General features: G+C 54.5%; 16 protein-coding genes, 1 tRNA gene and 1 pseudogene. 10 read left to right on the top strand and 8 right to left on the bottom strand.

Annotation, left to right across the window (positions count from 1 at the left end):
* A pseudogene (locus tag JUJ53_RS05350) lies at positions 1-130 on the bottom strand (photosystem II D2 protein (photosystem q(a) protein)); the annotation flags it as partial.
* 543 nt (positions 131-673) lie between these two features.
* On the opposite strand from JUJ53_RS05350, the gene JUJ53_RS05345 reads away from it, so the two are divergent.
* The 4 genes from JUJ53_RS05345 (at position 674) to JUJ53_RS05330 (ending at position 2,436) form a co-directional block, all read left to right on the top strand.
* Positions 674-946, top strand: a complete 273-nt coding sequence (locus tag JUJ53_RS05345; RefSeq protein ID WP_204150955.1) for a hypothetical protein — start codon at positions 674-676, stop codon at positions 944-946.
* A 14-nt stretch (positions 947-960) separates the two neighbouring features.
* The gene (locus JUJ53_RS05340; protein ID WP_204150954.1) at positions 961-1,629 is read left to right on the top strand and encodes an energy-coupling factor ABC transporter ATP-binding protein; all 669 of its coding nucleotides are present in this window, start codon (positions 961-963) and stop codon (positions 1,627-1,629) included.
* Between the two features lie 85 nt (positions 1,630-1,714).
* Entirely contained in the window at positions 1,715-2,293 is a 579-nt protein-coding gene (locus tag JUJ53_RS05335) for an NYN domain-containing protein (protein WP_204150953.1), read from the top strand.
* A 71-nt stretch (positions 2,294-2,364) separates the two neighbouring features.
* Positions 2,365-2,436, top strand: a tRNA-Asn gene (locus JUJ53_RS05330).
* Positions 2,437-2,748: 312 nt separating this feature from the next.
* Here JUJ53_RS05330 and JUJ53_RS05325 read toward each other — a convergent pair.
* Positions 2,749-3,582, bottom strand: coding sequence for a fatty acid desaturase (locus JUJ53_RS05325; RefSeq protein WP_204150952.1), 834 nt, complete (start codon positions 3,580-3,582; stop codon positions 2,749-2,751).
* 111 nt (positions 3,583-3,693) lie between these two features.
* On the opposite strand from JUJ53_RS05325, the gene JUJ53_RS05320 reads away from it, so the two are divergent.
* Positions 3,694-4,923, top strand: a complete 1,230-nt coding sequence (locus JUJ53_RS05320) for a methionine gamma-lyase family protein (protein WP_239124801.1) — start codon at positions 3,694-3,696, stop codon at positions 4,921-4,923.
* A 5-nt stretch (positions 4,924-4,928) separates the two neighbouring features.
* On the opposite strand, the gene JUJ53_RS05315 is transcribed toward JUJ53_RS05320, so the two are convergent.
* A complete protein-coding gene (locus JUJ53_RS05315) occupies positions 4,929-5,813 on the bottom strand; it encodes a S1 RNA-binding domain-containing protein (protein WP_204150950.1) in 885 nt (294 codons plus the stop codon).
* A 525-nt stretch (positions 5,814-6,338) separates the two neighbouring features.
* Between JUJ53_RS05315 and cofH the strand changes: the two genes are divergently transcribed.
* Positions 6,339-7,538, top strand: a complete 1,200-nt coding sequence (cofH, locus tag JUJ53_RS05310) for a 7,8-didemethyl-8-hydroxy-5-deazariboflavin synthase subunit CofH (protein ID WP_204150949.1) — start codon at positions 6,339-6,341, stop codon at positions 7,536-7,538.
* A 34-nt stretch (positions 7,539-7,572) separates the two neighbouring features.
* On the opposite strand, the gene JUJ53_RS05305 is transcribed toward cofH, so the two are convergent.
* The 3 genes from JUJ53_RS05305 to dnaN form a co-directional block, all read right to left on the bottom strand.
* A complete protein-coding gene (locus tag JUJ53_RS05305; protein ID WP_204150948.1) occupies positions 7,573-7,986 on the bottom strand; it encodes a hypothetical protein in 414 nt (137 codons plus the stop codon).
* A 153-nt stretch (positions 7,987-8,139) separates the two neighbouring features.
* Entirely contained in the window at positions 8,140-10,416 is a 2,277-nt protein-coding gene (locus JUJ53_RS05300; RefSeq protein WP_204150947.1) for a Tex family protein, read from the bottom strand.
* 58 nt (positions 10,417-10,474) lie between these two features.
* Positions 10,475-11,623: a DNA polymerase III subunit beta gene (dnaN, locus tag JUJ53_RS05295; RefSeq protein ID WP_204150946.1), complete on the bottom strand. Its 1,149-nt coding sequence runs from the start codon at positions 11,621-11,623 to the stop codon at positions 10,475-10,477.
* Positions 11,624-12,569: 946 nt separating this feature from the next.
* Here dnaN and JUJ53_RS05290 point away from each other — a divergent pair.
* Positions 12,570-13,124, top strand: a complete 555-nt coding sequence (locus JUJ53_RS05290; protein WP_204150945.1) for a hypothetical protein — start codon at positions 12,570-12,572, stop codon at positions 13,122-13,124.
* A 12-nt stretch (positions 13,125-13,136) separates the two neighbouring features.
* On the opposite strand, the gene JUJ53_RS05285 is transcribed toward JUJ53_RS05290, so the two are convergent.
* Positions 13,137-14,054 carry a histone deacetylase gene (locus tag JUJ53_RS05285; RefSeq protein ID WP_204150944.1) on the bottom strand — a complete coding sequence of 306 codons (918 nt, stop codon included), beginning with the start codon at positions 14,052-14,054 and terminating at the stop codon, positions 13,137-13,139.
* A 477-nt stretch (positions 14,055-14,531) separates the two neighbouring features.
* Here JUJ53_RS05285 and acpP point away from each other — a divergent pair, with 477 nt between their 5' ends.
* Positions 14,532-14,777, top strand: a complete 246-nt coding sequence (gene acpP / locus JUJ53_RS05280) for an acyl carrier protein (RefSeq protein WP_204150943.1) — start codon at positions 14,532-14,534, stop codon at positions 14,775-14,777.
* On the opposite strand, the gene JUJ53_RS05275 is transcribed toward acpP, so the two are convergent.
* Entirely contained in the window at positions 14,750-14,893 is a 144-nt protein-coding gene (locus JUJ53_RS05275; protein WP_204150942.1) for a hypothetical protein, read from the bottom strand. The two genes, acpP and JUJ53_RS05275, sit on opposite strands and share 28 nt — an antisense overlap.
* A 106-nt stretch (positions 14,894-14,999) precedes the next feature.
* Between JUJ53_RS05275 and fabF the strand changes: the two genes are divergently transcribed.
* The gene (gene fabF, locus JUJ53_RS05270; RefSeq protein ID WP_204150941.1) at positions 15,000-16,259 is read left to right on the top strand and encodes a beta-ketoacyl-ACP synthase II; all 1,260 of its coding nucleotides are present in this window, start codon (positions 15,000-15,002) and stop codon (positions 16,257-16,259) included.
* Between the two features lie 597 nt (positions 16,260-16,856).
* On the top strand, positions 16,857-18,863 hold the full coding sequence (tkt, locus tag JUJ53_RS05265; protein ID WP_204150940.1) for a transketolase: 2,007 nt from the start codon (positions 16,857-16,859) through the stop codon (positions 18,861-18,863).
* The last annotated feature ends 80 nt before the right edge of the window (positions 18,864-18,943 follow it).

Here is an 18,943-nt window from a genome sequence, read left to right as displayed (position 1 = left end):
CCATGTAGGCGCAGGGGAATAGCAGCAAACCAGACCATCCGATGAAGACAAATCTATCGCGCTTCAGCCAGTCATCAAGGACGTCGAACCATCCTCGATCAGCTTGCGCGCGTCCCATTGCTATGGTCATAGCGCAGTTCTCCGAATTGTATGGACTAGAAAATAAGTTCTTTCCTTGCCCCCAGATTGGGAAACAAGGTCTTTTGCCTGCCGATGAACACGGAGGCAAACAATGCATCGAAAAGTGAATAGACTTTACTTTTCTTTACTATAAGCTCATTATATCGGCAGTTTCCTGAATTTTTCACCCTTGACATGTAGATTTTTAGCGATCGCCCCCAGGATGATCGCCAGAGCTGGCAGTAAACTCACGGATTCCAGCCCTTTGGCCACCACGGCAGGAAACAAGTTTTACACATTTCAAGAAGATTTAACATTTCAGCACAATGAGGTGGCAGCTCCCAGATCGCCCAGATCACCAATCCCCCAAGAATCCGCAGACCTCGCCGGCCCCAGTCTGGGGGATATGAGAGATACTAGAGAACTAGGACGATCCGATGCCGACAGGCTGTCTCTTAGGCGAATCTCCCCTGGGAGTAGAGCCCACGACAGTCCACTGTTCGGGAATCATTGCACTGTTCAGCTTAAGATGCCGACGTAATTATTGAGCCCTATGTATATTATTGACGTGACCTTAAAGAGTGCGCCTGTAACCCTGTCCGTTCAGCGCAAGACCGCCGAAGATGCTCAAGGTCTGTATCACCAAATTCTAGACACCCTTAAGTCTGGAAACCCCACAATTCTTGAACTCACCTGCGAGCAACAGGGCGAAAAGAAAATTGGCGTGTTAACCAGCGAGGTTTCCGCCGTTCAAATGTATGAAAAATCGAGCACGGCAACGGCATCTGGCCGCCCGCCTGGATTTTTCGCCATGACTGCAGAGTAATCGCCGAGACTACTATGACTGAGGCTGCGATCGCCATTCGAGATCTCCAGTTTTACTGGGACAAGCAGCACCCTATTCTCCAGGGGTGTTCCCTTGATGTGCCGAAGGGAGAGTTTTGGATGCTCTTGGGCACCAACGGCAGCGGCAAATCGACCCTGCTCAAGCTGCTCAGCGGCCTACTACAGCCTCAGTCTGGTGAAATTTGGGCCCAGTCGCCCATTGGCTATGTCTTTCAAAATCCTGATCACCAATTGGTGATGCCCACAGTTGGGGCCGACGTAGCCTTTAGCCTGGTGGAAGAACATTTATCGCTGCCCGAAATCCACGAACGGGTGGATGAAGCCCTCGCCGCTGTTAAGTTGCTGCACCTGAAGCGCCGCCCCATCTATGCCCTCAGTGGCGGACAGAAACAGCGGATCGCCATTGCTGGAGCGATCGCCCGCCATTGCCAAGTCTTACTCCTGGATGAACCCACGGCACTTCTAGATGCCGACAGCCAAGCCGATTTGGTCATTCAGGTGAAAAAACTGGTGCAGGAACGCAACATTACCGCCCTCTGGGTCACCCATCGGCTCGAAGAACTCGATCACTGTGACGGTGCATTTTTGCTACAGCAAGGACGCGTGGTCGATCAAGGCGATCCAGAACGGCTGAAGCGCCAGTTGATGGTACATGCCAGCTAGGAAGCGATCGCCCCTTAACGAAGGTTAACCCTATACTAAAGAGTATGACGATACGTTAACCCTACGCACTTTGCGATCGCCTGCCATGCCACGCCCAACCTTTCGAGCGGTTCTCCTGATCGACGGCTACAACATGGTCGGCAGTTGGCCAGACCTCAAATCTGCCCGCGATCGCCTGGGTTTAGAAGAAGCTAGGCATCAGCTCACCCAACTGCTCCTAGGCTATAGCGTCTACCAGCAGTACAACACCCAAATCATCTTCGACGCCCACTATCAAGGCAATCCTGGCAGCCAAGAGCAGATTTCTCCCCACGTTGCCATTCAATACACCAGCTATCGCCAAACCGCTGACACCTATATTGAAAAGACCTGCGCCGCCTTTCGCCATGACCTCCGACGGTTTGAGCAGCGTTTGATTGTGGCCACCTCCGATCGCGCCCAGCAGCTCACCGTCATGGGCTACAACGCGGAATGCATGTCGGCCGAGAAATTGCTGGCAGATATTGAAGCGATCGCCCGTCGGGTGCAGCGACAGAAATCCTCCGCCAAAACCTCCTCCCGCCGTCTCCTCTCCAGTCGCCTAGACCCCGCCGCCCAAGCCAAGTTAGCCAAGCTGCGCCTAGGGCTGCCCACGGATCTACCGCCCCAATCCCAGCGATTTTGAAAAATAGTTGAGAAAAGCCTGGTTTGGCCCTTGCCAAAGGCTATCTCTTTTCGTTAGTATTAGATTCGCGTTCCTCAGTAGCTCAGTGGTAGAGCGGTCGACTGTTAATCGATTGGTCGCAGGTTCGAATCCTGCCTGGGGAGTTTTTAAACAATCGAAAACCTATAGATAGGTAGAATGCGTTAGGCGAAGCCGTAGCGCATAAATTTCTGCAAGACATTGCGTTACGGCTGCACCTAACAGCACATACAAGGCAGATGCAATCGTTCAGGCTGAGCGATCGCAGCCCATCTCCTAACCTTCGATCAGCTCAGGGTAAGCATCAGCACGCCCGTCTAGCTCACGTTCTTCTCGCAAGTCCATGAAATATCCCCATAAAAAATGCAGAGAAGATGGCTTCTCTGCAGGAATCTTGTGCGTATTGAACGTGTATCTAATACGCAAGCTTGAACAACTTAGACCGATTTTGATTTCTGCAAGGTCGGCGGCAGCTTAATTTTGGTCGCCAACCCGAGTACCGCTAAAAGTTGAATGATCATCCACGTCACGTCAATTTCCCACCACTCTAGTCCATGGCGCGCTGAGTATTGATATGCATGGTGGTTATTATGCCAGCCCTCACCAAAAGCCAGAAGCGCTACCCACCAACAATTGGTGGAGCGATCGCCTGACTCATGGCTGCGGTAGCCGAATTTATGGGTCGCGCTATTCACAAACCAGGTAATGTGATAAACCGTGACGAGGCGAACGAAGATGCCCCAAATCACAAAGGGCCAACCGCCCAGCAGGTAGAACACAACAGCCAAGGCCAGTTGCACCAAGAGGAAATAGTTTTCTAGGAATACGTAAACTGGATCGCTAGAAATATCTTTTGTAAAACGAGGAATTTCTTGCTTGGCAGGAACGTCGTAGAACATCCACACCATATGGCTCCAGAAAAAGCCTTTGGTTGAGCTATGATGATCGACGTCATGATCAGAGTAGGCATGGTGATGGCGGTGGAGACCAATCCATTCAATTGGGCCACCCTGCACCGCAAGGCTGCCGAAAAAGACGAGGATGTACTCTAACCATTTTGGGGCTTGAAAGCTCCGGTGAGTCACAAGGCGATGGAAGCCTAGGGTGACGCCCAGGCAACCCGTCACAAAATGCATCACGAGCATCAAACACACCGCGCTCCAGCTAAAATTGCTGGGTAACAGTGCCAACAGAGCGAGTAGGTGGACACCTGCCATAAATAAAATGACAGGCCAGTTAGGTTTAAGGTTTACTGAAGTGGCAAGCGTCATGCAGTTTTCTTCGATACACAGCTTAAAATGATACGGCCCGGCGTGCGCAACACCCGCGCACCTTAACTATTGAAACAGAAATGAGATTGAATGCGAACGAATGAGGTGTCTATGGACAGCTTTGCGAAGCTGCATGAAGCACAACAGGCACTATCCCAGATCTTTGCCGGAATTGACACCCAGGTCAAGGAAAAACTACGACGAGTCTTGACGGCCTTTCGTCATCACCGGGTTGGGGTGCAGCACTTTGCTGGCGTGACGGGCTATGGTCACGATGATTTGGGGCGGCAAGTCATTGATCGGGTTTTTGCAGAGGTCATGCAGGCGGAGGCGGCAGCGGTAAGGGTTCAGTTTGTTTCTGGCACCCATGCGATCGCTTCTGCCCTATACGGCGTGCTGCGTCCAGGCGATGAAATGGTCTCGGTGGCCGGTGCGCCCTATGACACCTTGGAAGAGGTGATTGGGCTACGCGGGCAAGGGCAGGGGTCACTCCAAGAGTTTGGGGTGCGCTACCGCGAGCTGGCGTTAACCCAGGATGGCGGGATTGACTGGGATACCTTGGCTACTGCCATCAGGCCTGAAACCAGACTGGTGCTGATTCAGCGATCCTGCGGCTATAGTTGGCGTCCTAGCTTGGCGATCGCCGATATTGAAACGATTGTCCATCTCGTCAAACGCCAAAATCCCAATACCATTTGCTTTGTGGATAACTGCTACGGCGAGTTCGTAGAGAATCAAGAACCCACAGCGGTGGGTGCTGACCTGATGGCCGGATCGTTGATCAAGAACCCCGGTGGCACGATCGTTCCGGCAGGCGGTTACGTAGCTGGGAAGGCAGAGCTGGTGGAAGCCGCCGCTTGTCGGCTCACGGCTCCGGGCATTGGCCTCGAAGGCGGTGCAACGTTTAATCAAAATCGCTTAATCTTACAGGGACTGTTTCTCGCTCCCCAAATGGTGGGAGAAGCGATGAAAGGCAATCATCTTGTCTCGTATGTGTTTCACCGATTGGGGTATCCGGTGAACCCACTACCGCTGGCTCCGCGACGGGATGTCATTCAGGCTATTCAGCTTGGATCGCCAGAAAAGGTCATTGCATTTTGTCGGGCTATTCAGGCCCATTCACCCATTGATTCCTACGTAACCCCAGTCCCCGCAGGAATGCCGGGTTATGCAAGTGACCTTGTCATGGCGGGAGGCACGTTTATTGATGGTAGCACGTCCGAATTTTCTGCCGATGGGCCGCTGCGGGAGCCCTATGTGGTGTTTTGCCAAGGAGGCACCCATTGGACCCATGTAGCGATCGCCCTTGAGGCAGCGATTGACGCCATGAGCGCTATCTAGGACGACTAATCTACCAATAATCCCTCTTGCAGCAAAGCCTGACGCACTTTTTCCATGCGATCGTCGGCTTCGCGCATCACCTCTGCTGGCTTTTCTAGCATTTCACCAGGGTAGTTTTCTAAGACCTTGGTGGACAGAGCAATGCGCTTTTTGACGGTATCCAGATCGAGAATCACCGCCTTCACATCTTGCCCCACCATGAAGAGGGTGGTGAGGGATTCTACAAAATTCTTGCTGACTTGGTTGATGTGCAGCAGGCCGGTGGTGCCTTCAAATTCCACGAAGACACCAAAGGGTTTAATGCCCACCACGCGCCCTTCCACCAACTGCCCAACGGCCAGGCGACCGAGGCTAGCAGCCCGGGCCGCCACGCGTTCAGATAAAACTAAGCGGCGGCGATCGCGATCCACCTCCAACACCGTCACCGTCAAAAAGCGTCCAACTAAGCCTTCCAGATTACCCTTATCCACCAGATGGGATCGAGGTACAAACCCTCTCAGACCATCCACATCTACGTTCAATCCGCCCTTATTGACCCCAGACACCCGCACTTGGGTGGTGCGGCCGTCGTCGAGAAACTCTTGCAGTTCATCCCACCGGTGCTGGATTTGGAGCTGCCGCACGCTCAGGGTGACCTGTCCATCAGCGTTTTGTTCACGGATGATCAGAAATTCGCGCTCTTCTCCAATGGGCAGAATTTCATCTAAGCTTTTGAAGGATCCAAGCCACACCTCATCTGCAGGCAAGAAGGCCGTAGCCTTGCCACCGACGTCTACATAGACGCCATCCGTGTCATGTACTGCAATCTTGCCGCGTACCGTCTGCCCTCGCTGGAAGGTATAGTCGTGTTGCTCAAGGGCTTTAGCGAAGTCGTCTGATGAAAAAGACAAGGTGACCTCCTAGCATCTCAGTCCAAGGATTGGGGGCGTGACGTGTTGACTATTCTCCCACCGCAACTCCTGAAGAGCCTCCGGGGAAAGTCCTAACCATGATGTTTAGCGTTCTGCGTAGTCTGGTGCGGGCTACCGTCGAGTCACGTTCGAACGACCGGACTTCTATCTTAGCGATCGCTCCCAGCCTCGCAAGCATCATGGCCGAACATCCAGCATATGCGGAACAGAGACAACCGTCCTCTGATGTACCATCGCGGCGGAGCACAGTGCCCAGCTTGTTTCAGGTATTGCCGATCCTAACACTCTAACCTAACCCCTCACCCTTAGAAGCCAAAGCAGCATCAGGATGCCCTTGGTTCTAACAATCTTTCCAGATTTTAGCAACTCCATCCGCAGAGCACATCCGTTGCTGGAGACTGCCCTTGACTCCCCCATGCGACCATCTATGGGTGCAACTCCATCGACGGGTAATAAAGCTGTTATGGTGGATGCAGTCCCGATACTGCCTGTGTTAACGTCGCCATGCCCCTTGATATCCAACCCATTCTTGACCGTGCGCTTGCCGGATACGACCTCACGGAATCCGAGGGCGTTGCCTTACTCGAAGCTGCCCATCCCACCGAGGCAATAGGAGAGCGATCGCCCCTCCCTCCCTCCCTCCAAGCAGCGCGAGCCATTCAGGAGGCAGCCGATCAGCTGCGACAGCGGCAGGCGGGGGACACGGTCACCTATGTAGTCAACCGTAATATTAACTTCACCAACATTTGCGAACAGCACTGCAGCTTCTGCGCCTTTCGCCGCGATGCGAATCAACCCGGTGCCTACTGGCTGAATGACACGGTGATTCTAGAAAAAACCGCCGATGCTGTCCAGCGCGGCGCAACAGAAATTTGTATGCAGGGAGGGCTCAACCTTGAAGCCAAGCAGGATGGAGCATCCTTGCCCTATTACCTCAGCCTCGTCAACACCATCAAATCTGCCTTTCCCCAACTGCACCTCCATGCCTTCTCCCCCCAAGAAGTTGAGTTTATTGCGCGGGAAGATGGCTGCTCCTACGCAGCGGTAATTGAAGCGCTGCAAGCGGCGGGGGTGGGCTCCATGCCTGGAACGGCAGCCGAGGTGCTCGATGACGACGTGCGCAAGGTACTCTGTCCAGAAAAAATCAACACCCAAACCTGGATCGACGTGGTGGAAACAGCTCACCACTTGGGTATGCCCACCACCAGCACCATCCTGTCTGGCCATATCGAAACGCCGCGCCAGCAGATCCACCATCTAAACCTGTTGCGATCGCTGCAGCAACGGGCTCAGCAGCGGGGGCAGCGCGGCATCACTGAATTTATTGTGCTGCCCTTTGTGGGTCAAGACGCTCCGGCACCTTTGCGACGACGGGTAGGGCGGGATCAGCCCAGTTGCCCCGATGCGCTGGTGTTGATGGCCGTAGCTCGGATCTTTTTAGGCAACTGGATTCCCAACCACCAACCGAGCTGGGTGAAGCTGGGCCTAGCAGGAGCCACCGAAGCCCTACGCTGGGGCTGCAACGACATTGGCGGGACGTTGATGGAAGAGCATATCACCACCATGGCCGGAGCCCAGGGCGGTACCTGCATGGAGGTGGAGGACTTGCAGCAGGCCATCCGCTCGATTGGACGACCACCCCAGGAGCGGGATACTCTATACCAGCCAGTTCATCGCTCTAGCCCAATTCCCATGCATATCTAGCGCCGTCTATTGACATTCTCCCCAACATCAGGCTCTAGTAGCGCCGCCAATAGCGCCGTCCGGTGGTAAACACACCTAGGGTGATCCCGACTAGGGACAAGGAATCCAGGCCGATCAGGCCATTTAACGGTAAAAGGGTTTTCAGCCATACCATCAGCAACAGACAGGCAATCAGCGTCCACAAAACGCTAGCGTTGGGACGCACCGTCGCCTGGAGCCGCTCCAGCAGCAGCAAACCCAAAGCTCCGACTCCATAGGCGATCGCCCCCAGAATCACCACCCCAAGCACGGAGCTCAGCAAGCGGATAAACCCGTTCCATAGCTCTGGTACCTGTTGCAACCCAGTGAACAGGGCAGTTTCCAAAATCACAACACAGAGAATAGTGATGGCGGACACTTGCAGCAACGGCAGCCAAGGCAACTGCTTGAGGCGTTGAAATGGATTCATAACCTTTGCCTACCTTTGCCTAATTTTGCTTAATTTATAGATACATCTGGATTCAGTCTGGTTGAGACAGGTTCTAGACAAACCTTTGCACGTTCAAGGCGATCGCCGCCCCAAGCGTAACCTATGGAATATCTTGCACCAAATCCCCAGAAATTACGACCGCGAGGGGCGACGGTTGAACTTGGCTTGCAAGTCTTCTAGCTTAGGGGCGGGGGATGGGGAGGTCTTGGCGGATGGTGACGCCTTAGCGGGTGAAGGCTTCGGGCGATCGGAGCGGGCATCAGGCGATCGCATGGATAGACTAATGCGCTTCAGGGCGGCATTCACCTCCAACACCCGCACCGTGACCACCTGCCCGACTTTCACGATTTGATTGGGATCCGACACAAAGCGATCGGCGAGTTGGGAAATATGCACCAATCCATCTTGATGCACGCCAATATCTACAAATGCGCCAAAGTTAGCCACATTGGTGACTACGCCCTCCAGTTCCATACCCGGTGCCAGGTCGGACAATTCGGTCACATCATCTCGAAAGCTGGCGTAGCAGAATTCTGAGCGGGGATCGCGACCAGGTTTTTCCAATTCCTGAACCATGTCTCGCAGGGTCGGTTCACCCACACTATCCGTCACATAGCGCGTTAGGTCAGTGGATTTGAGATGGCGGGCAATCTCAGGAGCTTGGTGCAGATCGAGCCCTAGATCCTTGGCGATCGCCTTGACGACGGCATAGCTCTCTGGATGCACGGCTGTGTTATCAAGGGGATTGTCTCCCGAACGAATGCGCAAAAATCCGGCAGCCTGCTCGAAGGTCTTCGGGCCCAGCTTTGCCACCTTGAGCAACGAGCGGCGATCGCGAAAGACGCCATTTTGGTTGCGGTAGGCGACGATGTTGTTGGCAATGGTGGGCGTAATGCCAGAAACCGCCATCAGCAGTTCCTTGGAGGCCGTATTCAGGTCAACACCCACGTAGTTCACACAGCTTTCCACCGTTTCATCTAGCTTCTTGCGCAGCAGTTTTTGATCCACGTCATGCTGATATTGCCCCACGCCAATGGACTTGGGATCAAGTTTCACCAGCTCGGCTAGGGGATCCTGCAAGCGCCGGCCAATGCTGATCGCCCCCCGTACCGTAATGTCTAGCTCTGGAAATTCGGCGATCGCCACCGGACTGGCGGAATAAATCGACGCCCCCGACTCGTTGACCATCACCTTCACCGGCGGCTGGGGCAGGGTAGCGATCACCTCAGCGATGAAGCGATCGGTTTCTCGTCCAGCGGTGCCGTTACCGATGGCAATCAGCTCAATGGCATACTGGTGAATCAGGCGCAACACCGTTTCCACGGCCTGCGATCGCTGCCGTTCAGACTGGTGGGGAAAAATGGCGCTGTAGTCCAAAAACTGCCCGGTGGCATCCAGCGCCACCACCTTGCAGCCAGTGCGAAACCCAGGATCGATCGCCAGGGTGGGCTTCATCCCGGCGGGACTGGCCAGGAGCAGTTCCCGTAAATTCGACTCAAAGGTTTTAATCGAGGCTACGTCTGCCTCGGCCTTCTTCAGGGCAATCACTTCGTTGATCAACGAGGGTTTCAGCAGGCGGTGGAAAGCATCCCGCAGCAGCGCTTGGTAGATAGCTCGCATGGCGGGTTGACGACTGCGCAGCTCTTGCTGATCCAGCCAGTCCCCCACAGCCTCCTCGTCAAACTCAATATCAAAGCTGAGTATTCCCTCCGTCTGTCCCCGGCACAGGGCCAGCAGGTTGTGGGGGGCAATGGTCGCCACTGGCTGGTGATAGGAGCGATACATTTCAAACTTCGTCGTGCCTTCTGGATGCTCTGCCTTGATGGCGGAGACAAAGGTGCCCGTGGTCAGCAAGCGATCGCGTAGGGCCTGACGTAGATGAGCCTGGTCAGCGATCGCCTCCGCCAGAATATCCGCAGCTCCCTTGAGGGCATCGTCCGCCGTTGCCACCCCCAGGTCTGAAGACACATAGCGAGCTGCCTCTTGGTGTGGATTAACGGCAGCCCCAGACATATTCTGCGATCGCAGCCAATCTGCCAGGGGCTCTAGTCCCTTCTCCCGAGCGATCGTGGCTCGGGTGCGACGTTTAGGACGATAGGGCAGATAGAGATCTTCCAAATCCGTCTTCTGCTGGCAGGCCAGAATCCTATCCCGCAGGTCATCCGTCAGCTTGCCCTGCTTGGCAATACTCTCCAAAATCACCTGCTGGCGTTCCTGCAGCTCCGTCAGGTAGGCAAAGCGGTCAAACAAGTCTCGAAGCTGGGTTTCGTTCAGCTCTCCCGTGCGCTCTTTGCGGTAGCGGGCAATGAAGGGAACCGTTGCTCCCTCTGCCAAAAGCGCCAGAGCCTGATCCACCTGAGCCCGACGAATGGAAAGTTCTGCAGCCAGTTGAGACGGAATATCTATCATAGGGGCGCGATCGCATCCAGCAATGTTCAACAGGTATAGCCAAGAATTGAAGTGCAGGCTAGTTACGAATTTGTACCGGCATTACCAAGTAGGTCATTTTCACCCCTCCCAGGGGCGTGAGGATGGCAGGGCTAGTGGACGTATTGAACTGCATCTGCACCTCATTGGCTGGCAACGCCTTCAGACCTTCCAGCAAATATTTGACGTTGAACGCTGCCTCTAGATCATCCCCAGAAATTTGAGCAGCGATCGCTTCCCGCGCACTCCCCACATCCTGGGCATCCACCGACAGCACTAATTCTTGATTCAGGGCATCCAGCTCCAGCTTGACGATGCTGTTGCGCTGGTCGGCCAACACCGCAATTCGCTCCAAAGCCGAGGCAAACGACCGCCGATCCACCGTCATCTGCACCGCAAACTGTTGGGGAATCAGTTGCCGATAGTTGGGATACTGCCCCTCCAGCAGACGGCTAGTAAGCTGCTGATTATCCCACTGAATCACGAGCTGGCTATGGTCAAACCGAACGGCGATCGCGGCCCCAGCCTGGGGCATTTGCAACATCCGCTCTAGCTCTCGCAGCGCCTTACCGGGCACCGTCACGTCCAGCCGGGCATCGCCAGTCTCAGCCACCGAGCCGCCCTCCCGATCCATGGGGGTTTGCACCACGGCCAAGCGGTGACCATCGGTGGCAGCAAATTCTAAGCTGTCGCTTTCGACCGCCAGATGCACCCCCGTCAGCACCTGCTTGCTCTCATCTGCACTGGTGGCAAACAGGGAACCTCGCAACCCGTCAATCAGGGCATCGACGGGCAGATGGGCTACCTCCGACGTCTCTAGGGTGGGCAGTTCTGGATACTCGCTAGCGTCCATACCGCGCACCTTGTAGCTACCGGCAGCACAGGTCAAAATGGCGATCGCCTCGTTGTCTTCGTTGCTCACCGTCACATCCCCCGCCGGCAGCCGCGACACGATATCGCTCAGCAGCTTAGCGGGCAGCGTCAGCCGTCCTCCAGCCTCCACCTGAGCCGGAAACACCGTTTGCACCCCCAAACTGAGGTCAAATCCCGTCATGGTCACCCGTTGGGTTGCTTCATCCACCGCCACCAGCACGTTGGCTAACACTGGATGGCTAGGACGCGACGGCACCGCTCGGCTGACCAAGGACAAATGGGTATTCAGTTCGCTCTGAGTACAAATGAATTTCATGACTGAAGACCTGCTGAGCGACCCATACCATGCCCTGCTGAAGAACCTGCAAGACCATGGTCAGAGCCTGTGGAATTTGTGGAATACGTCCAAGCGCAAACGCCTGAAAACATTGGTAGATCAAGGAAACTTAAGATTCTCTAAACGTCCTAGGCTGTGGTAAACCTGTGGAAAACTTTTGTGGATTAATAACCCAGATCGGGTCAAACCCCCTCAAAAGCTGCTGTTTCATCACCCATTTCCACACAAACATACCCACCGTTCTAGCCTAAATCCTAACCTGCCCATCCTGAAGCGAAGCTGACCCATGAACCTCGTCCTGTCTCGTGATAGCCCCGTTCACCAGACTACACCCTCAACGACCGTGCCCTGAGGTTTGGACTAGGATTTCAACTTCAGCTTGGAACGCTATCGTAACACCCTCACCACGAAAGCTTCAATCAGGCTGAAAAAGAAAAATCCTGCGCGCTAATGGCCGGATCCGGCCTATAAGAAAGCTTTAAAGGATCAGTAGTAGTAGGGCCTGTGGAAAATGTGGAAAACCCTGGGGATCAAATCAGGCCATACCGTAGCGCCTTTCTCGATCTGTGGAAAACCTGGGGAAAAACAGGCTAGTTATTAACAGAGTATTTATACCTAGAATAGTTTTCCACCATTTGCCCATACTTTTCCCCAGGTTTTCCACAGGTTTATCCCCAGAAAAAGGGGTTTTTTCCACAGGTTTAGCGATAGATTTTTTGCCGAACAAAGATGATTGGGGGCGATCGCCCTGGGATACTTTTCGCTACGCTTAGGGGAGGCTTGGATCAAGGAAACGTCGGCCCCGCAAGGGTAGCCGACGCACATCAACCCTAGGCATTGCTTGATTAGAGGTTAACTAATACAATTGTACTTAAATCTAGAGTTATAGCAACCTAACGATTCAACTCGTGCGAGGCCCATCGCCATGATGTCGATTGAACAAACCAATCAGCTTCTGCAGCTCATCTTGAATTCGCTGATCTTGGGAGGGATATGTGTCGTTGTGCTGCTGGTGTTGGCGCTACGCCAGCAGCGTGCTTGGCAGCAGCTTCAGGACATCAGCCAGGTTTGGAATCGGTCGATGGCGGGGGATCTGCCCCCTAGCGATCGCCCGCCAGACTTGCGTGAGAAGGTGCAGGACGTGCGTCGTCGCTATCGTCAGGAGCGCCAGTTGCTGCTGCTGGTGTACTATGCCCTAGCCGCCAATCTGGGTAGCACTGGTTTATTGGCCCTGCGGGCATTTGTGCCTTGGAATGGCTTGATTGTGGCGTCGCTAGTTTTTTTCCTGAGCAGTCTCATCCTGCTGCTGTGGACGGTGCTGCGGCTGATTGCTCAAGGTCTGCGCACGCCCTCTCGACAGCGATCGCTCCGCCGCTTGCCCCGCCGCTCCGCCCCAACGGTGATCCCACTGCGAGGCTGGCGGCGATCGCCGCCGTTGGTTTCACCAGACTATCCCCCGCAGCCAGAGCGCTTACGGTAGGGGGCGTCTCGGCTAGAGGCGCTGGTGGCGATAGACGGTGCTGGCGGCTCGATGCAGGAGAGAATGGCGATAGACCAAGGCTTCAAAGTCGTCACTGTAGCCGCCGCCAATCACACAGGCTACTGGATAGCCCTGGGAGACACAGGTTTGCAATACCTGCATTTCGCGACAGAAGATGCCGTGATCGGTGAGGGCTAGTTTGCCCAAGCGATCGCTCACGTGGGGATCAACGCCAGCATCGTAGAGCACCAGATCGGGTTTGACCTGGGAGAGGAGATCGGGCAGATAGCGGTCTAGGGTTTTGAGATAGTCCTCGTCTTCCATGCCAATGGGCAGCGGCACGTCTAAATCGCTCACCTGTTTTCGCCCTGGAAAATTGGCCTCGCAGTGCATGGAAAACGTGAAGACGCTGTCGTCTTGCTGAAAAATGAGGGCGGTGCCGTCCCCTTGGTGAACATCGAGGTCGAGGATCAGAATGCGCTGGGCCAGCCCCTGATGCTGGATCACGCGGGCGGCGATCGCTAAATCGTTGAAAATACAAAACCCTGACCCATAATCTGGAAAAGCATGGTGGGTACCCCCCGCTGTGTTGCAGGCCAGTCCATGCTTAAGAGCTAGGGTAGCCGTGAGCACCGTGCCACCGATGGCGATGCGCGTGCGGTTCATGAGGCTCTCGCTCCAAGGTAGACCAATGCGGCGTTGGGCCTTGGTGTCTAGGGATCCCGTGCAGTATTGCTGCACGTAGACGGGGTGATGTACAAGCTCAAACCAGTCCTTGGGCGGTTCGGCTGGCTGGTGGAATTGATGGGGCTGGGCAATCCCGCTGGAGATCAGCAGGTCGTGAAGTCGCCGAAACTTGACCATCGGAAAGCGATGGGTGGAGGGTAGGGGGGCGACGTAGCCAGGATGGTAAACCAGTGGAAGATCCATGGGGAGAATGCCAGAAGGTGCCGTTCTTACACCGGTTGCGAAATTTGTACTGTTGCGAAACTTGTACTAGTGAAGATTGTACAAAGATGGGCTGGGTTTGTCCTGTTGCCTCAGGATAGAACCGCAGTCTCTTAGGGGCGAGCTTGTCCAGCAAGGGTCACGTCCTGGGGAGTCCGAGAGAGTTTTGCCGTTTCAGCGCACGAAGCGATCGCGATCTAGGAAGCCAACAAACACTGAATTCTAGAGCCAGTAAGGCTTGTTGCGGTCTGTAGGGCATTTGTTCTGCAAGTAGACTCCACCCCGAGATGAGATCCCTGCAAAGGGGGTCACGCTTTCCGATAAGATGGAGGAATGCTCACGCTCTGACCCAGGAATGCCTGTATGGGGTGAGTACATTGTTGAGATCGGTGTGGGTCTGGGCAAAAAAGGCATCCATTAACCGCTCGTATAGGCTACGTCAAAAGCAGAAGGAAAACTATGAGCCAAGACGACACGTTTCTGAAAGTTCAGAAGATAGTTGCAGATCAACTCAGTGTTGATATTAACGAAGTGAAACCGGAAGCAAGTTTCGCCAATGACTTGGGTGCAGACTCCCTCGATACGGTGGAATTAGTCATGGCCCTGGAAGAAGAATTCGACATTGAAATTCCTGATGAAGCGGCTGAAAAAATTGCCACGGTGCAATCTGCCGTCGATTACATCAACAGCAAAGCCGCAGCATAGTTGATGGCTTCCCCCAAACGCGATCGCCTGCGGTGAAAGGGGGCATGGTTCACCGCATTGCCACCTGTTAAGTAGGTTAAGGGCGATCGCTCGTTTGCATCATGTTTGAGATTCAAGTTTGTATCAAACTGTAGGCAGCACCATCACAATTGTTGTCAGCCGCAGTGCTGCGATGGCTCACGTCATTGCAGGTCGTTGTTAACGTCCCTTACGCCTGAAGCCATGGTACGTGCAGGTTCTGATTATAAGCGAGTCGTTGTGACCGGTATGGGAGCCGTCACGCCGATTGGTAATACCTTGTCTGACTACTGGGACGGGTTACTAGCCGGCAAAAACGGTATTGCTCCAATTACCTTGTTTGATGCGTCTCGCCATGCTTGCCGCATTGCGGGAGAAGTAAAAGATTTTGAGCCGCTGGACTATCTAGACCGGAAAGATGTCAAGCGGATGGATCGGTTTGCCCAGTTTGCGGTAGTTGCAAGCAAGCAAGCGATCGCCGATGCCCAGCTAGATGTCACCGATCTCAATGCTGAGCAAATTGGCGTTGTGATTGGCACCGGCATTGGTGGGCTGAAGGTGCTGGAGGATCAACAGGAAATTAATTTGACCCGTGGTCCCGATCGCTGTAGCCCATTCATGATTCCCATGATGATTGCCAACATGGCCGCAGGGCTAACGGCGATTCACATTGGCGCAAAAGGGCCCAACTCTTGCCCGGTGACGGCCTGTGCTGCGGGCTCCAATGCGGTGGGAGATGCGTTTCGTCTCGTCCAGCGTGGCTTTGCCCAGGCGATGATCTGTGGTGGTGCAGAAGCGGCGGTGCGATCGCTCTCCTTTGCAGGATTTGCGTCGGCGCGGGCCCTGTCCACGCGCAATGACGATCCGGCCCATGCCTGTCGTCCCTTCGATCGCGATCGCGATGGATTTGTCATGGGAGAAGGGGCCGGTATTCTAGTGTTAGAAGCTTTGGATCATGCCCTCAGCCGTGGGGCACGCATCTATGCAGAGATTGTCGGGTATGGCATGACCTGTGACGCTTACCACATGACCTCGCCGGTGCCGGGGGGAGAAGGGGCTGCCCGAGCTATGCAGCTTTCGATGAAAGATGCCAACGTGACGCCGGATATGGTCAGCTATATCAACGCCCACGGCACCAGCACCCCAGCCAATGACTCCACAGAGACCACGGCCATCAAGACCGCCTTGGGCGATCCCGCCTACGACATTGCCATTAGCTCAACCAAGTCTATGACGGGGCACCTGCTAGGAGGGTCGGGAGGCATTGAAGCGGTGGCGGCGGTGAAAGCCGTACACCACGATCGCGTTCCGCCCACGATCAACCTAGAAAACCCTGATCCTGCCTGCGATCTAGACTATATCGCTAATCAAAGCCGGCAGATGCCGGTGGAGGTTGCCCTCTCTAACTCCTTTGGGTTTGGTGGGCATAATGTCACCCTTGTGTTCCGCAAGTATCGACCGTAGTGATTCACGGTAGTCACCAGACGGTAGCCATTGATGGTCGTCATCAAACCGTCGCTAGAGCAGCGATCGCCGCCCTAGGTTAGGACATCCCCAGCCCATCTAGGAGCGATCGCTTGGCCCTGTGCTGCAGCACAGATGGCCTGACTCCCCGGTGAAACTTGTTAAACTTTGCCATATTTCCCCTAAATCGTTGCGATTGTTACAGCAACATGACGAAAAAATAGAATTTGGTTGACTTTTTTCTTCATGTTGATCCCCAAAATGAGGTATATATAAGTTTAAGGTTTTCTAATAGGTAACTATACTTATGTCTCTTGGGCGATCGCATGGCTGGGCGATCGCTGGGTTGGGATCGTAACAGGCTCAACTCAAACCTGCTGCCTTCGTTATGGAGGCGCTCAGCCCGTTTTTTGGCGATCGTATTGCCTATAAATTTTTAAAGTACACAGTACCGAAAATGACTGTCTGACAGTCGTTGCCGTCACCCTTGTTGATCGTAGTCACTGGTGGGATGATGGGAGTGCTGCCCGATGGGGGATGTATCAAGCCCCCTATGTCGAACCTAGCGTTAAACCGTCGTTGAGAAGTAAAGAGTCTATGACTGTCGCAACCCAATCACTAGAACAACTGTGCATCAACTCCATTCGTTTTCTAGCGATCGATGCTGTTGAGAAGGCGAAGTCTGGTCACCCCGGCCTGCCAATGGGCGCTGCTCCTATGGCATTTGTGCTGTGGGATCGCTTCATGCGCTTTAACCCCAAAAATCCTCAGTGGTTTAACCGCGATCGCTTTGTATTGTCGGCGGGGCATGGTTGTATGTTGCAGTACGCCCTGCTACACCTAACCGGCTATGACAGCGTCACCTTAGATGACGTGAAGAGCTTTCGTCAATGGGGTGCTCGCACCCCTGGACACCCGGAAAACTTTGAAACTGCCGGCGTTGAAGTCACCACCGGCCCCCTAGGTCAGGGGATTGCGAATGGTGTGGGTTTGGCGATGGCGGAAGCCCACCTGGCTGCCCGCTTCAACAAGCCAGATTCAACCTTGGTTGATCACTACACCTACGTGATTTTGGGCGATGGCTGCAACATGGAAGGGGTCTCTGGCGAGGCCTGCTCTCTAGCTGGGCACCTAGGTCTAGGCAAGCTGATTGCTCTCTACGACGACAACCACATTTCCATCGATGGTTCTACCGACATTGCCTTCACCGAAGACGTGGGCATGCGCTTTGAAGCCTACGGCTGGCACGTGCAGCATGTGGAAGATGGCAACACGGATCTAGCCGCGATCGACAACGCGATCGCCGCTGCTAAGGCCGTGACCGATCGCCCCTCGTTGATCAAAGTCACCACCACCATCGGCTACGGATCGCCCAACAAGCAAAACACCGCCGGTGTTCACGGTGCAGCGTTGGGAACTTCTGAAGTGGAAGCAACCCGCAAGGAACTCGGTTGGGACTACGAGCCCTTTGTGGTACCTGAAGATGCGCTGGCTCACTTCCGCAAAGCTGTGGAACGTGGCGCTAGCTACGAAGCAGAGTGGCAGGAAACCCTAGCGGCTTACCGCACCAAGTATCCAGCCGAAGCCGCCGAATTTGAGCGGATGCTGTCGGGCAAACTGCCGGAAGGTTGGGTGGATAGTCTACCTACCTACACCCCTGATGATGCAGCGATCGCTACCCGCAAGAATTCCCAAGCAACCCTGAATGCCTTGGCTCCAGCGCTGCCTGAATTAGTCGGTGGTTCCGCTGACCTAACCCACTCCAACCTGACGGAATTGAAAGTCTCTGGGGACTTCCAGAAGGGACAATACCAAAACCGCAATATGCGCTTTGGGGTGCGTGAACACGGTATGGGCGCAATTTGTAACGGGATCTCTCTGCACAACTCTGGTTTGATTCCCTACTGCGCCACCTTCCTCGTGTTTGCAGACTACATGCGGGCAGCCATTCGCCTATCGGCTCTGTCGCAAGCCCAAGTTATCTACGTGATGACCCACGACTCGATCGGTCTGGGTGAAGATGGCCCCACCCACCAGCCGGTGGAAACCATCGCGTCGCTGCGGGTGATTCCTAACCTGATCGTTATGCGTCCGGCGGATGGTAACGAAGTCTCTGGTGCCTACAAGGTAGCTGTGGAAAAACAGGACGGCCCTACCCTGATTGCCTTCAGCCGTCAAAACCTGCCTAACTTGGTGGGCAGCTCGATTGATAGCGTGGCTAAGGGTGCCTATATCCTGTCGGATAGCGACGGCACGCCTGACCTGATTTTGATTGGTACAGGTAGTGAAGTTCACCTCTGTGTTGAAGCTGCTAAGAAACTGCAGGCTGAAGGCAAGAAGGTGCGCGTCGTGTCCATGCCGTCTTGGGAAATGTTTGATATCCAAGATGCTAGCTACAAAGAGTCTGTGTTGCCGAAAGCTGTGACCAAGCGCTTGGCAGTAGAAGCTGGCTCTACTTTTGGCTGGTGCCGCTATGTGGGTAGCGAAGGCGATGTCATTGGCATCGATACCTTTGGGGCTTCTGCGCCTGGTGAAGTGTGCTTACAGGCGTTTGGCTTCACGGTCGATAACGTGTTGGCCAAGGCTATGGCACTGCTAGCTTAGATCCATGGGCGGCTAGGACGGTGGATGCACTATCCCCGTTCAGCTAAGTTCATTTAAAATCACACTAACAGCCCAGAGCG

This window comes from Leptolyngbya sp. CCY15150, from assembly GCF_016888135.1.
In the GTDB taxonomy this organism is placed as follows: domain Bacteria; phylum Cyanobacteriota; class Cyanobacteriia; order RECH01; family RECH01; genus RECH01.
The sequence above is the reverse complement of the archived record's forward strand: the minus strand, read 5'-3'. Positions and strand labels throughout refer to the sequence as shown.

Bases quoted from the DNA above. Each gene is read 5' to 3' on its own strand.
- JUJ53_RS05345 (WP_204150955.1), top strand. From the start codon at position 674: ATGTATATTATTGACGTGACCTTAAAGAGTGCGCCTGTAACCCTGTCC.
- JUJ53_RS05340 (WP_204150954.1), top strand. From the start codon at position 961: ATGACTGAGGCTGCGATCGCCATTCGAGATCTCCAGTTTTACTGGGAC.
- JUJ53_RS05335 (WP_204150953.1), top strand. From the start codon at position 1,715: ATGCCACGCCCAACCTTTCGAGCGGTTCTCCTGATCGACGGCTACAAC.
- JUJ53_RS05325 (WP_204150952.1), bottom strand. From the start codon at position 3,582: ATGACGCTTGCCACTTCAGTAAACCTTAAACCTAACTGGCCTGTCATT.
- JUJ53_RS05320 (WP_239124801.1), top strand. From the start codon at position 3,694: ATGGACAGCTTTGCGAAGCTGCATGAAGCACAACAGGCACTATCCCAG.
- cofH (WP_204150949.1), top strand. From the start codon at position 6,339: ATGCCCCTTGATATCCAACCCATTCTTGACCGTGCGCTTGCCGGATAC.
- JUJ53_RS05305 (WP_204150948.1), bottom strand. From the start codon at position 7,986: ATGAATCCATTTCAACGCCTCAAGCAGTTGCCTTGGCTGCCGTTGCTG.
- JUJ53_RS05300 (WP_204150947.1), bottom strand. From the start codon at position 10,416: ATGATAGATATTCCGTCTCAACTGGCTGCAGAACTTTCCATTCGTCGG.
- dnaN (WP_204150946.1), bottom strand. From the start codon at position 11,623: ATGAAATTCATTTGTACTCAGAGCGAACTGAATACCCATTTGTCCTTG.
- JUJ53_RS05290 (WP_204150945.1), top strand. From the start codon at position 12,570: ATGATGTCGATTGAACAAACCAATCAGCTTCTGCAGCTCATCTTGAAT.
- JUJ53_RS05285 (WP_204150944.1), bottom strand. From the start codon at position 14,054: ATGGATCTTCCACTGGTTTACCATCCTGGCTACGTCGCCCCCCTACCC.
- acpP (WP_204150943.1), top strand. From the start codon at position 14,532: ATGAGCCAAGACGACACGTTTCTGAAAGTTCAGAAGATAGTTGCAGAT.
- fabF (WP_204150941.1), top strand. From the start codon at position 15,000: ATGGTACGTGCAGGTTCTGATTATAAGCGAGTCGTTGTGACCGGTATG.
- tkt (WP_204150940.1), top strand. From the start codon at position 16,857: ATGACTGTCGCAACCCAATCACTAGAACAACTGTGCATCAACTCCATT.